8 protein-coding genes and 1 pseudogene are annotated in these 13,904 nt (G+C 64.6%); all 9 read right to left on the bottom strand.

The features are described 5' to 3' along the window. Nucleotides 1-6: 6 nt before the first annotated feature. Nucleotides 7-2,229, bottom strand: a complete 2,223-nt coding sequence (locus ILT44_RS23470) for a hybrid sensor histidine kinase/response regulator (RefSeq protein WP_204242035.1) — start codon at nucleotides 2,227-2,229, stop codon at nucleotides 7-9. 27 nt (nucleotides 2,230-2,256) lie between these two features. Continuing rightward, on the bottom strand, nucleotides 2,257-3,933 hold the full coding sequence (locus tag ILT44_RS23475; protein ID WP_204242036.1) for a methyl-accepting chemotaxis protein: 1,677 nt from the start codon (nucleotides 3,931-3,933) through the stop codon (nucleotides 2,257-2,259). Between the two features lies 1 nt (nucleotide 3,934). Then, nucleotides 3,935-4,492: a chemotaxis protein CheW gene (locus tag ILT44_RS23480; RefSeq protein WP_204242037.1), complete on the bottom strand. Its 558-nt coding sequence runs from the start codon at nucleotides 4,490-4,492 to the stop codon at nucleotides 3,935-3,937. 35 nt (nucleotides 4,493-4,527) lie between these two features. Beyond that, on the bottom strand, nucleotides 4,528-5,970 hold the full coding sequence (locus ILT44_RS23485; RefSeq protein ID WP_204242038.1) for a CheR family methyltransferase: 1,443 nt from the start codon (nucleotides 5,968-5,970) through the stop codon (nucleotides 4,528-4,530). Further along, nucleotides 5,970-6,476, bottom strand: a complete 507-nt coding sequence (locus ILT44_RS23490) for a chemotaxis protein CheW (protein ID WP_204242039.1) — start codon at nucleotides 6,474-6,476, stop codon at nucleotides 5,970-5,972. The genes ILT44_RS23485 and ILT44_RS23490 overlap by 1 nt, the downstream gene beginning before the upstream one ends. A gap of 103 nt (nucleotides 6,477-6,579) precedes the next feature. Continuing rightward, on the bottom strand, nucleotides 6,580-8,697 hold the full coding sequence (locus ILT44_RS23495; protein ID WP_204242040.1) for a tetratricopeptide repeat protein: 2,118 nt from the start codon (nucleotides 8,695-8,697) through the stop codon (nucleotides 6,580-6,582). Continuing rightward, nucleotides 8,673-9,782 (bottom strand): family 8 glycosyl hydrolase, encoded by a 1,110-nt coding sequence (locus ILT44_RS23500; RefSeq protein WP_204242041.1) that lies wholly within the window; start codon nucleotides 9,780-9,782, stop codon nucleotides 8,673-8,675. The genes ILT44_RS23495 and ILT44_RS23500 overlap by 25 nt, the downstream gene beginning before the upstream one ends. After that, nucleotides 9,779-12,313, bottom strand: coding sequence for a cellulose biosynthesis cyclic di-GMP-binding regulatory protein BcsB (locus ILT44_RS23505; RefSeq protein WP_204242042.1), 2,535 nt, complete (start codon nucleotides 12,311-12,313; stop codon nucleotides 9,779-9,781). The genes ILT44_RS23500 and ILT44_RS23505 overlap by 4 nt, the downstream gene beginning before the upstream one ends. Nucleotides 12,314-12,322: 9 nt before the next feature. Further along, nucleotides 12,323-13,831: pseudogene (locus ILT44_RS23510) on the bottom strand (glycosyltransferase family 2 protein); the annotation flags it as partial. Nucleotides 13,832-13,904: the final 73 nt, after the last annotated feature.

Below are 13,904 nucleotides of genomic sequence, written 5' to 3' on the forward strand. Positions count from 1 at the left end.
CGCAACTCACAACATCTGTCCGATCGTGGCCAGCAACTCGCGCTGATCGAACTTCTGCTTGGTAATATAGGCGCTCGCACCCAGATCGAGACCCTTGCGGACATCTTCCGGATTAGCACGCGAGGTCATCAGGATCACGGGAAGGGTGAAGAATCTCGGTTCGTTCTTGATCGCCTGCAGCAGGCCGAAGCCGTCCATGCGCGGCATTTCCACGTCGGCGATGACCAGATCGATCACGGCGTCGCCCGAGCGCAGCACATTCAAGGCATCGATGCCGTCAACGCTGAGGAGAACCTCGTAGCCCTGCGCCTCCAGGATGCTCTTCTCCAGGGTGCGGGTGGTAATGGAATCGTCGACCACGAGAATCGTCCTGGCCTGCCGATCCTCCTCAGGAAGCGTTCGGGTGAGGCCCAGACCGCCTGCGGCAAGCCGGCCTTCGTTCCGGATCCAATACTCGATCAGACGGTCGGGGCTGAGGACGAGGGCCGGCATCTCATTTTCCAGAAGCACGGTTCCGGAGACGAGTTCGCTTAGGCCGATCGCCTGGACATCACTGACAAGCATCGTCCGCACATCGTGGAACGCGTCGACGGCAAGGGCGCAGGTGCGGGAGCCGTGGCGGACGAGAACGGCCTTCACGTGTCCGGCCTCGGTCGGGAGGGGGGCATTCGGGGATCCTGTCAGGGCCGCAAGGGCAACGATCGGAACGATAACGTCCCGGCCCCCGATCTCGATCCGGGTCGCCGGGCGGCCTTCCACACTTTCCAGGGCCTCCGCTCGCAGGCGCAGAAGGCGCTCCACGGAATGGGCGGGCAGGCCGAACATGCGGCCTTCCGCCTCGAGCAGCAGCAGCGGCTGGCGTGCGGCGGTGAAGGGCACGTTCAGGAGAACCTCCGTGCCGTGGGGAAAGCGGGGCCTGAGCAGGACGGAACCCTGCAGCCTGCGCACGGCTTCCGCCACGACGGAAAGACCGATGCCCCGGCCCGACAGCCGGTCGACCTCGCCCGCCGTCGAGAAGCCGGGCGCAAAGACGAGGGAGAGCAATTGGTCCATCATCGGTGGCGGGTGGCCTGGGCCTCTGGGCTGGAGCAGTCCGCGCTCGATGGCGACCTGCTCGATGCGGGCGAGATCGGGGCCGCGTCCGTCGTCACGGATGCCGATCACAAGGCGCCCGCCGCGCGATGCCAGCTCCAGGGTGATCTCGGCCCTCTCCGGCTTGCCCTTGGCGATCCGCTCTTCCGGTGGCTCGGCCCCATGGCTCACCGCATTGCGCAGGAGGTGCATCACGGGATCCTTCAAGGCCTGGAGGACCTGCCGGTCGACCTGGATGTCGAGGCCGATGCTGCGCACCTGCACGTCTCGCCCCGCCTTGCGGGCGATCTCGCGCACCATGTGCCCGAAGCCGCCGAAAACCGTCTCCGCCGAGACGAGAGACACCCGGTCGATGTTGTCCCGCACTTGGCGCGCGGCTTGCTCGATGGACCAGCTCGACTGTCTCCGTTCGCGCGCCATGGCAGAGAGCCTGCGGAACAAGGCGTTCAGGCCCTGATCGAAGTCGCGCAAGCGCGGGGCAAACGAGACGGTGCTGCGCTGTGTGACAGTCAGCCCCTGCTGTGCAGCCGCGCCAGGGGCGTTCATCTGCGCATGAAGCTGATCCCAGCTCCGCCTCAGGCCGCGGACCTCAAGCTCGATCTGTCGCAACACATCATCCAGGCTTTCGTTCGCCTGCAGCTCCGTCAGGAGCTGGTGCATGGAGGAGGAGAGTTCCTCCATCTGCCCGGTCGCCACGCGCAGATATGATCCGGCTTCGACAGGAGCGACCGCCTCGACCTTCGGAGACGAGACATCCGGTTCATGGGTTGTCTGTGCCGATGCCGTAGCCTGTTGCGCCTGCGCCGGAGCCGGAGCTGTTGACGGTTTCAGGACATCGGCAACGAGATCCTCGATCAGATCCAAGTTGCGCCGCACCGTCGTGATCGCCGGCTCGTCGAGGGGTTTCTGCCCCTCCAGAACCTGGGAGAAGAGTGTCTCAAGCTGGTGTGCGACCTCCTCGACGGCAGGCAGGTCGACGGCACGGGCCGCCCCCTTCAGGCTGTGCGCGCGACGAAAGACATCCGTCAGGTCGATCTCGCCCTGGCTCGCATGGTCGAGCGCAGACCGGATCGCATGAAGATGCTCCCGATGCTCCGCCTCGAAGGCTGCCAGCAGCTGCTTGCGGATGTCCGTCACGATGCGCGCATCTCCATTCCCGCCGGGTTACAGCCGGTAGCGTTCGGCCAGGCCGAGGAGCTGCTGTGAGAGCTGGGACAGATTGGCCGCTGCCGTATCGAGCTGGCGGGTGCCGGCAGCGGTCTGCTGGCTCGCCTGCCGTATGTTCTGCAGCGCGCCCATCACCTGCTCGATGCCGAGCTGCTGCTGATTGGTGGAGGCCACGATCTGCTGAAAGGTCTGCACGCTCTCCTGGATCTGGCTCGAAATGCCGGTGATGGTCTGCTGCGTAATGTCGGTGCGCTCCTTGCCGGCGCCGACGCGCTTGACGGCTTCTTCCGTCAGCATCACCGACGAGTTGATGCCGCGCTGGATGTCGCCCAGGATCGAGCGCACCTGCATCGTGGCATCCTTCGCCTGATCGGCGAGCGTCTTCATCTCGGAGGCGACCACGGCGAAGCTGCGGCCGTGCTCTCCGGCTGCCGCCGCCTCGATGGCGGCGTTGAGGGCCAGAAGATGCGTGCGCTCGGATATGTCGTTGACCGATGCGATGATCTCGCCAACGGCCTGCGTCTTCTCGCTCAGAGCCACGATGTTCTCCGCCACCGCCTCGGCCTGTTCCCGAATCGCATCCATGGCGCGCGCAGTGTCGTCGACCGCCTGCAGGCCGGCCATGCTCGTCTGCGCGGCGGCCTGTGCGGAGGCGATGACCTCCTGCGCACGCTTCCCGATCTGCGTTCCCGAATGGGTGATCTCGTCGACGGTCGCGGCAGTTTCCTGAACGGCGGCGAGCTGCTCCTCGACGGAGGCCGCCTGCTCCTGGGTCGAGGCGCGGATTTCCGCTGCTGCGGCGTTCAGGTTCTCGGTCGCCTCGCGACTCTGCCGTGCGAGCTGCCGCAGACTTTCGACCATGGCATTGAGCGTCGTGCCGAGATGACCGATCTCGTCCTTGCCCGTGACGGCCATCTGGCCGCCCAGCTCTCCGCGCCCGACCCGCTCGACGAAAGCCATGAAGGCGTTCAGCGGGCCGGTGATGGACGAACGCAGGGCATAGGTGATCAGGACGCTCAGGAGCGCTGCACCGGCCATTGCCATGATGATCGACGTGCGGCTCTGGTCATAAACCTCGCTTACCCGCCGCTGTCCGAGCGCGATGACTTCACTGAGGGTGCCCCTGGCCTGATCAAGATTTCGGTTCCAGGCGTCGCGGCTGGTATTGAGGGCGCTCTGGGTGGCTGGCACGGCGACAAGGTCGTTGTTCTGCAGGGCTGCGTATTGCCGCTCCGTGGCAGCGCGCAGCTGGCGCAGCTCGCTGTTCGCACGGGTAAGAAACTCCGAAATCCGGCGCCAGGCATCACCTCTCTGCGTCGTAAGAGAGCGCGCGGCATAGTCGTTGGCGGTCGCGATGGTCTGCGCCAGGGATTGCTCGGTTGCAAGCGCTTGCTGTTCCCAGGCGCGGATCAGATCCTCACCGGTCGTCTGTTGCTGGCCTGCCGACCGCAGAAGGAAGCGGGACAGGATTTCCTCCCGCACCCCGCGCATGGTGTTCTGCTGATCGCCGATGCTTTCGATCTGGCGCATCATGGTCAGATCGCGTGCAACGATAGTCTCCGTCGATTGGCGAACATCATCAAGCTGGTTCAAGGCGTAAAGACCAAGCCCGATCATGAGGGCGACAATGACGGCGAAGCCGAGAAGAATGCGGTTGGCGATCGAGATCGTCACGTCAGACTCCAGAAACAGGGGAAGCGGTAAGGAAGGGGCGCAGGAGGCGCTCGGTATCGAGAAGAGACAGGGTGTCCGCGTCATCGGCCTGCATTCTGGCATAGCCGGTCACCGCCTCGGAGTGGAAGCCGGTGGCCTCCTCGCCCGTCAGGCGAACGGTATCCGCCACCGCATAGGCGCGTTCGACCCTCAGCGCCACTTGCGGATGATCGCGCCGAAGGAGCAGGAGATGATGGTTCTCGTCGCCCGCGGAGGACGGTTCGATGCCGAGGGCAAGCGCGAGATCGATCACACTCACCAGTCGGCCGCCTCGACCGAACAGGCCCACCAGAGCCGGCGGGCCATCCGGAACCGGCATGGTGTTCTGAGGTGGCAGCACTTCGGCGACGGCCTCGGCCGGAATCCCGAAGCGCTCGCGCCCGGAGCCGCAGACAAGCACGCGCGACAGAGCCTGCACTGGCGCAGCCTCATCCTTGCGGCGCGATGCGAGGCTCTCGGTCCGCTCGTCAAGGATCTGCCGCACCCGCTCCTCAGTCGAGCGGATCTTGCTCCATGTCATCCGTCTCAGCTTCCGGCGCACCGACTCCGCCATGATCATGCCTTGCGCTTGGAGGGCGTTGTCGCCTCGAGATGGATACGGACGAGATCGCGCAATTCCTTCGCAGTAAGCCCGTCTCCTTCCTCGATCAGGCTGTCGTCGAGCATGGCTGCTGCAACCTGGATTGCATTGGTTAGGGAACGCCGCCCAGAGTCCAGTCGTCCATCGGCGAGCAGCAGAAGACCGAGGTGGTAATGTGCCATGACGAAATTTTTATCGAGATAGAGGCTCTTAAGGAAGCTTTTCTCAGCCTCCTCAGGGCGATCGAGTCCCCGCAGGATGAGGCCGTGGTAAAAGTGCAGAACAGAACTCAGAGGCTGTTGGACAAGGGCCCTCTGGCAGAGATCCGCAGCGGCGGTGAAATCGCCGGCGTTGGCACGCATCCTGATCTCTCCGACGGAGTCGCTCGCGTCGCGAGGAGCGGGCGAAGCCGGTGCCTTGGGTGAAACTTTGGCGCGACGCAGAGAGGCTTGTCGTCCAGCCGGCTCATCCGGCTTCGGCCCGGGCAGCAGCGGTGTCCAGTTCTGCAGGCTGACTTTGGTCTGCACGGCAGCAGGCGCTGGAAGCGGCGCCTCCCCCGAGCCGCGCCTGTAGGCCGCCGTCCCTGGCAGGTTCAGGGCCTGCATCATGGACGAGAAGGTGGGATTAGGCTCCGCATGTCCCAGAAGCATCCAGCCCTCGTCTGCCAGACGGTCGTGGAGAGCCCCCACTATCCGGGTCACGGTGTCGGGATGGAAGTAGATCAGGACGTTCCGGCAGAGGATCAGGTCGAAATCCGTCATCTCAAGGGGTGATGTCCCCTCGAGAAGGCTCAGCAGGTTGTGCCGCTCGAAGCGCACGACAGAGCGGAACTCCGGCCGCACCTCCCATTGCTCCTTGCCCGCGCTCACGAAATAGCGCTCCCGCTGCTCGTCCGGCATGGAGCGGAGCGCCCATTTTCCGAACCGCGCCTGTCGCGCTGCTTTCAGGAAGCTGTCGTTGATGTCGGTGCCGAGAATGCTCACTCGCCATGCGCCGAGGCTCTCGCCGAGGAGCTCGTTCACGAGAACGGCGAGGGAATAGGGCTCGGCTCCAGTGGAGCATCCGGCGCTCCAGATCCGCAACCGCCGTGTGGCGGCTTTGCGTTCGATGATCTCGGGCAGGATGGTCTCGCGCAGGGCCGTGAATTGCTCCGCGTAGCGGAAGAAGAAGGTCTCGCCGATGGTGATCTCGGTCTCGAGCTTTCCCCATTCCGCAGGACCTGAGATCGGATCGTCGAGAAGGTTCAGATAGGCGCTGGAATCGGACAGGCCTGTGGCGCGCAGGCGCTTGCGCACACGCTCCCACAGAAGGTCGTCCTTGTCCTGATAGTAGAAATGTCCCGTGCGCTCGATGACGCGGCTTTTCAAATGAGGAAAGCCGGCATCGAGCAACGGAGCAGGGACTGGTTGTACGGCCATCAGGCCGGCACCGCCCATTCGCTCAGCCGGTTTTGGGCTTGACGTTCGAGCTCCGCCAACGCCTGCTTCTCTTCCGCCAGCAGGATCCGGTCGGCCGAGAGCAGATGGACGATCCGGTCGCTCCAGGTGACCTCCGCCTCCACGCAGCCGTTCAGGGTCTCCGCCTGCCGGACAGCCGAGAGCTGAGAGGCATCTACCCTCGCCACATCCAGAACCCGGTCCACGAGGAGCGCGCTCGATCCAGCCGCGCCGCTGGCGCTGATCAGAATCAGATGTTGGTAGAGATCGGCTTCAGGGGCGGGTTCCCTCTGCTCAAGTCCGAACAGCACGTCGAGGCGAAGGACGGGAACCGCATCTCCGCCGAGATTGAAGAAGCCGGCGAGCGGCCGGGGCAGGGCCGGCGGGCGCCAGAGTCGCGGCAAGGGCAGGAACTCGCGCACGGCGCTCCGGTGCAGGGCACAGGCTGTGCCGCACACATCGAAGATTATGATCTGCAGGCTTGCCATGGATCGGAGCGCCGGACGACAAAAGCGAGGGAAGGGCCGGAAGGGCCCTGGTCAGCATAAGATAGGCATCGCGTCGGTTACGGCAACCGCTCGGCAGAGCCTGTTACTGGGGGACCGGATCCTTGGCTTCCCGAACGGCGTTCAGGCCGACGCTGGCCTCTTCGGAATAGCCGGTCTGCTGAACGGCGCGGAAAACCTTCTCCGCGTCGTCGTAACGGCCGAGCCTGAAATAGGACCAGCCGCGAATCAGCAGAAGATCGTTCTGCTCGGGCACGAGTCTCGCCCGTTCGCTCAGGGCGATGAGGGTTTCCACGAAGCGTTCATCGCGATAGGCTGCCAATGCCCGCTGCGTCAGAATCGATGCTCCGAGTTCCACGCGGCGTTCGCGGGTCTGCGGGGCCTCGGCCGCCGCGGTGGCGGCCTGCGAGGTCAGGTTCTTGCGCAGATAGGCCAGCGACTTGCCGTAGGCCGCTTCTTCGCGGGTCCGGCTGCTGCCGGCGGCGATGGCCTGGTCGAAGGCGAAGACCGCTTCGAGAGGCCGGTTGATCTCCATGAGACACCAGCCGCGGGTGAGAGCCGCATCGCCCGAAAGACCGTTGGGATTGCGCGTGATGGCGCAGCTGCGCCCAAGGACGGAGCGAGCCTCGGTCTGACGGCGCCGTATCCCCTCCTCGGACCGGACCAGGGGCTGCTCGACTTCGACACGCTCCACGGTGACCTGACGGGGAGCGGCGTAACCCGCTGCGACGGATGGTGCGGTCTCTCCGGCAGGCATGTCTGCCCTCGGTGGGACCGGAGCAGATTGCCGTCTCAGGGCAGGATTGGTTCTGTCCGCCAGGTCGGCAATGCGCTGTGAACGTCCTCGCCATTGGGCAACCACGGCGTTGAAGGCCGCACGCTCGTTCAGACGCTGGGCCGAGAGGGCAAGGCCGTAAGCGGACGGTTCGTCCTCGGGCTTCCAGTTCAGGGCCGTCCGAAACCAGTCACGCGCCGTGCGGATCTGCTGCGTGTTGTAGGAGTACCAGCCCAGGGCCTGAGCCCCATCGCTGAAACGCTGCGCCGTGACGGCCGTCACGATGCGCGCGACCACCGGGCTTTCAAGGCGCGGTGGAGGATCCTGGCTCAGGAGCGCTGTGGCCACGTCCAGGTAGATCTTCATGTTTTCGGGAGCCCGCTCGCGCCATTCATAGGCGAAAGCTTCGGCGTCCTTGAGACGTTCGAGCGCCCGCAGGGACATGGCGTAGCCTTCTGCCGCCTTGGCGCCGCCGTTCCGGTCGAGGGCCGTCTTGAACAGCTCAAGCGCCCGCGCAGGGTTTCCATGATGGTAGTTGTACCATCCGAGGATCAGCACGGGGCCGGCCTCGTTGGTATTCCGGATCAGCCGCTCGACAGCCGCGAGATCCTCGGCCGATGCGGTCACCTTGCCGTCGAGGGAGGCCCGTTCGACCCTGCGACGGGCCAACTCGTCGCGGATGGAGCTGAAATCGTCCGGAGCCTCGCCGGTCCTGCGCTCGAACTGCAGCAGGTCCGCCACCTGCTGTTCGGGCAGAAGAGTCAGAGCCTTCTGCAGGGTCGCAAGGCGTTCTGCCGGATTGGAGCAGTTCGTCAGCAGATATGTATAAACGTCCCGAGTGCGGCCGGGCTGATCGGTCCGGGCAAAGGCCTCCGCCACGCGCCAGAGCACATCCACATTCGTGCAGGTCAGAAGGTTCGGCGATTCAGTCGCTACGGACAGGACGGTCCGCCATTGGCCGGTGTCGGAGGCATTGAGCAGGCGGCGGCGAGCCTCGACCGTCTCAAGCGCCGTAACCAGCTCCTCCGGCGGCTTCCAATTGGGATCCGAGCCTTGCCGCTCGGCAATGGCCGCGCGGACTTCAGCGATCCGGTCCTCGCGGTAGAGGTTCCAGAGTCGCTCGACGATCGGGTCGGGCGGAGCGGCGGCGGCGCCTGAGAGCTGCGACAGATCGCTGGGGGGTGTCCAGTTGGGGTAGAGCGCGCGCAGCCGGGCAATCTCCGCGTTGACGCGGCGGGTATCGCCCTGAGAAGCGAAATAGCGAAGCGCGGATTCATCGACCTGCGGCTGGGAGCCATTGGCAGGTGGGGCCTCAGACGGCGGCGATCCGGCGGGCGGCTCGGAGCTGCCGGGGCCGGTCTGCTGCGCGATCGCTGCGAAGCCCAGGATCAGGACCGCAATCGTTATGGCGCTGCCGACGAGACGCATTGCGGATATTTTTCACCCAGCAGGGATTTCGCCAAAAGGTACAGGGTGGACGGGTAATAGAGGCTCGGCTCGAAGGTCCTCAGCGCTTCGGGAACAGGTGTTCCGTCGAGCGCGCAGGCCAGAGCGGCAGGCAGAATGGCATAGCCCTGGTCGGTCAGGCGCTCCCGGATCTGTCCGGTGACCACGTTGACAACGGCAACCCCTTCATTCTCCGTAGACCAGCGCTGCTTGAGGGCCCTGAGCCACTCCATGTCAGTCATCCCTGCCCTCAACAGGTAAAGCGGTATCCTTAAGGAGTTGTAACCGAACTCGGGAGGAAAGCCGTCCGCCGGCTTCGGCTGCAATCCATTCTGGAGGGAGAGCCAATCCGCCGGAAGTCTCACGCGGCCCGACGCCGCCTGCTGAAGAAGCAGGACTCCGTCGCGCCAGACGCGGTTCCATTCGTATTCCGGCGCGAGGATCGCCAGCACGGGGAAGGCCTCGAAAACCCAGTAGGAGAGGTTGATCACCGGACCGTCCGGGCGATCTCCGGCCCCGAACCCGCTGGCGCCGGGCATGAGCACCATCGAGCGCCCGCTGCGCCCGAAGGTGTTGTTGCCGATGGCTCTGGCGAGTTTCTGTGCGGCGCTGGTGTAGCGGGGTTCCTGCCAAACCTGCCCTGCCTTTGCCAGGGCATAGGCAATGAGAAGGTCGCCATCGCTGGCATTGTTGCGGTCCGTCACGCGAGGTTTGCCCTTGGGATCCCACTTCCAGACGGCCAGGCCATCATCGCGGATGAGCAGTTCGGTGAAGGTGAAGCTCCAGATCTGCTCGAAGGAACGCCGGTCGGCAGCCGCCAGAGCAAGGAGAAGCCCGTATCCCTGGCCCTCGCTGTGGCTGATGTTGCCGTTGGCGGTATCGACGACACGGCCATTGTCCTCAACGAAGCGGGAACGATAGGCTTCCCAGTCGGCCGGCGAGATCGTTCCCGCGATGGTGAGCGTCTGGACCGACAGGGTCTGGGAATAGGCCATCGAACTCATGGCGAGAAATGTGGCGAAGAGCCATGGCAGGAATCCGGCGCTGCGTCGCACACGGATCGTCATGAACGGCGTCCCAGGCGACCGAGCAGCAAGGCCGTGGCGATGCCCAGGAAGGTGCAGCATGCCAGCATGACGAGAGCATACTGAAGAATGTTCGCAGACATCCAGTTCGCCGCAACGAGCCTCAGATTCCTCAGTGACGGCGGCTGCGTCTGCACGAAGCTGTAATCGCTGATGGGCTCGACCTGCAGCTTCATCTCCCTCGGATCGAGAGCCACGGCTCGTCCCGCAACCTGGGACCAGAGCATGGGATTGGCCAGACGGGCCATCTCATCCGCCAGCGCCCGGTCCGTACGGGCCGTCACCAGGGTCCAGACCCCGGATCCCTCAGTCCGGCTCTGCGCCATCATCAGGGAAGCCCGCTGCGGCGGCGCGTAGGGCGCGTCGGCGCGTTCCTCCAGCGAGAGAGAGGAGAGGGAGAGGCTGAAGGTCTTCTCCAACCAGTCCTGCACCGCGCCGATGGTCTGCTGGACAATGCCGTGGCGCTGGAATGTATCGGACCAGCGTCTGCGGACTTCATCGGTCGAGGCCACGGCCGTGCGGTTGGGCGAGACCTGGCCGAGGGGCATCGTGAAATCCGCGCTCGCCGTCTGCGATGCGCCTTTGTCGCCAGCCGGCGTCGAGGGCCAGATCATGCGAAGATGCTCCGTCACCTTCACGCGGTTGAGCATGCCGGGCGGGATCTGATCGACGGCGCCGATGAAGAGGACGGAGTCGTCATCGGCGGAGGCGGCATTGGCGAATTGCGCCCGCACCGGCCGGCCGCCGCTGCGTGCCATCCGAGCCAGAAGGGTGCCCGCCGCGGAGAGGTTCAGCGCGTCGGGCCGAGCTAGAACGACGGTCGTGGGAAGGTCTTCATCCGGAAAGCGGCCTGCGCCGAGAACGGCGAGATCGGGCAGGCGGCCGATCCGCCCGAAATTCGGAAATTCCAGAGTGGTGGTATCGAACAGGACGAAGCGGTTCGTCTCGGAGAGGGTTTCTCCCGGTGCGCAGCGCGTGTCTGCATCCGTCAGAAGAGCCCCTTCTAGAGTGATGTGATTGAGACCTGACTTGAAGTTCTTCAGGGGCACACGGACCGTATGACGCCGGACGATGTCGCCTTGCGTGGTGATCGTCATCTGCGTGCTGATCATGCCATTCACGAAGACGTTCACGTGGCTGCCGGGCCGCACCGCAGATGTATAGGCAGCGTCGAGATGCAGAATGGCCTCGCCATATTCGGTGGCATAGAAATCCGGAGGAAGGTTGATGGCGAAGCCGGCCTTCAGGCGGCGCCCGGAAAATTCCTGCGTCGGCACGCCCAAATCGGCAAAGCGGAAGGATTGATCGCCGAACGCGGTGGGGACCTCGGGCCAATGCCAGGAGGCCGTATCGACCATGCCGCGCTGGGGATTGAGAGGATTGACAGCTTGAGCCCCGACGATCCCGATCGCCGTGTCGAGATCCTGCCAGGTCGGCCCTGACACAACTAAGGTCGAGCCGATGGAGCCCGGCTCCTGCATCATCATGGTCAGGGGCTGCATCGTGGCGGCATCCGGCACGCCCGGCACCAGGCCGCGCAGTTCGCTGGCGAGGCCCATGGCCACCTTGATCGTGCCGACGGGGGAAGGACCCGGATCGGCCTCCACCACCTGGATCACGGGATGAGCATAGCGTCCGCGCAGGGCAACCATCTGCACGAGGCGCAGCAAGCGATCCCTGATTTCGGGGCGATAGATCTTGGGGGCGACCACCCTGATCGTCGTAACGCCCCCATTGTCGATGCCGACCGCCGGCAGGTCGTCCAGGCTGCGCAGCGTCTTTGTCGCGCCCTCGGCGAAGGTGAGCCGCGTGGACGCCGAATCCACATCGGTCCAGAGTTCGTAGGTCGCCGCGATGGTGCAGTCGGTCCTATGGCGCTGAAGGGCTTCCATGCGGATGATGTTCTGCCCGGGACGCAGGAGACCGGGGCGAACGGAAGCCGTCACACGCTTGATGTCGTTCGGCGAGGAGATCGGCGCATCGATCACGGGCTCTCCGTTGATGGCGATCCTCAGCCGCGAGCCTTCAGGCATGACGACGACGGCGTTCTTGTAGCCCATGGCGAGGGTGGCGCCGCTTGCGGCCTCGTCCTGCGTGAGATGGAAGGTCCAGGATCTGGCGTCCGTCTCGCCTTCGAAACGGATCGACTCGAAGGGAATGATCGGCCGCTCGATGCGTGCAACGCTGCGTGTTGCCGGGGCACCTGCCGCAACCGGCGGCTTCGCAGGGGCGGCTCCCGTTGCAGGAGGGGGTGCGTTCCGAGGCCCCATGCTGAAAGGGGCGGAGTTGCCGGCCGGCGGAGCCGGCTGGGGCGCCGGCGCCACGGCAGGGGCCGAGCCAGGCTGGCGCATGTCGAAGGGAGCCTGCTTGGCCGGATCCGATGCAGGGCCCCGGCCGCTCTGCGGCACGCTCGGGCTGCCGGGCGACATGTTGAAGGGTGTCACCTGGGCAACGGCGCTCTGCACGCCCAGCCCATGCAATCCTAGCAGAAAGGGGATCAGGACCCGGCGCACGAAACACCTCTACCTGACGGCTGTGGCTGCGGGCGCGACGGGAGTGGAACTCCCGATCCGCTGCAGGCCGAAGAAGTAGGAGAGCCCCCGTCCGGTCTGATAGAACGCAACCATGAAGAACCAGAGCGTCCCGCGCAGGACGCCGATGTCATAGTGCCGGTTCCTCTGGAAGTCGCTCCACTGATCCGCGTTGGCGAAGACGAGGTCCGCGATCATCTTCCGGTGCTCCGACTTCTCGATCCTAAACTGACATCCGAGCAGCAGGCCCTTGTCGTCCATGCCGACCTTGCGGATCTCCACCGGCAGATGCTGGATGGGAAGGTTGGAGAACGGCTGGAATTCGAGGGTGCCAGCCGCTCCCTTTTTCAGGTTCGGCTCAGCCGAGGGCGGTACGTGAAGCCTTGCGCCGCCGACCGAAACGTCCCTCAGAACCGCATCGATGATCTCATCGTCCATGACGAAGCGGCAGGGACGGTCGACGCGGACCCGGTGGCTCTGTCGGCGGGTGGCCCGCTCCGACACCACGCCGAGGGCGCAGCCTGCGATGATGAGGTTGAGGATGTTCCACGCTCCCGTGACGAGGGTCAGGTCGGCCTTGTAAGGCTCGGCCCAGACCCTCACCCCGGTTGCGACGACGCCGAGAAGCAGGATGCCGAAGATGATGAAGTAGGGCCTGCCCAGCTCCGAGACCCGGCTCTGATCCATGGTCTCGTTTTTCGAGGTGACCTTGAATGTCGGCTTGCTCGGATTAGCGATCACCGACAGCACGGCGGGAAGCAGGTAGATCGTTTGGACATACTCGTAGAGATCCGAGATCCAGGGCCAGCGATAGCGGCCGTAGAGATAATTCTGCATCATGAAGTTCACCATCATGTAGGTGAACGTATAGGCGAAGAACTCGCCGCCCGATGCGGTGAAGATCTCCAGCGAGAAGAAGAGATAACAGAGGGGGGAAATGAGAAAGCAGAAGCGCGAGAACGGGAACAGCCAGAACATGCTGCTCGACATGTAGCACAGGCGCTGCGACAGCCGTAGCCCGCGCTTGAAGGGCGGGAACTTGTAGCGCAGGATCTGCATCATGCCCTGCGCCCAGCGGGAGCGCTGGCCGATGAAGCTGGCGAAGCTGTCGGGCTGCAGGCCGGCGATCAGGGGCTTGTCCACATAGACGCTCGTCCAGCCCCGGGAGTGAAGCTCGAGGGCGGTTTCGCAATCCTCCGTGATGCTCACCCCGCTGAAGCCGTTGGTTTCCTGAAGGGCCTCGCGACGGAGCACGGCGGCCGAGCCGCAGAAGAACGATGCATCCCACTTGTCCAGCCCACGCTGGATGACGCCGTAGAACATCTCGTTCTCCGACGGCATGGTCTGGAATGTGCCGAGATTCCGCTCAATCGGGTCGGGATTGATGAAGAAGTGGGGCGTCTGAACCAGAAACAGGTTCTTGTCCGTCGTGAAATAGCCGACGGTCTCCGTCAGAAAGTTCCGCGCCGGCGCATGGTCGGCATCGAAGACGGCGACTAGAGGCTGTTATGGACCGCGATGTAGTTTACGGCCTGTCGTAGCATAATACAGACCAGAGCAATGACATGCAGGT

This window comes from Microvirga arvi, from assembly GCF_016892765.1.
Classification (GTDB): domain Bacteria; phylum Pseudomonadota; class Alphaproteobacteria; order Rhizobiales; family Beijerinckiaceae; genus Microvirga; species Microvirga arvi.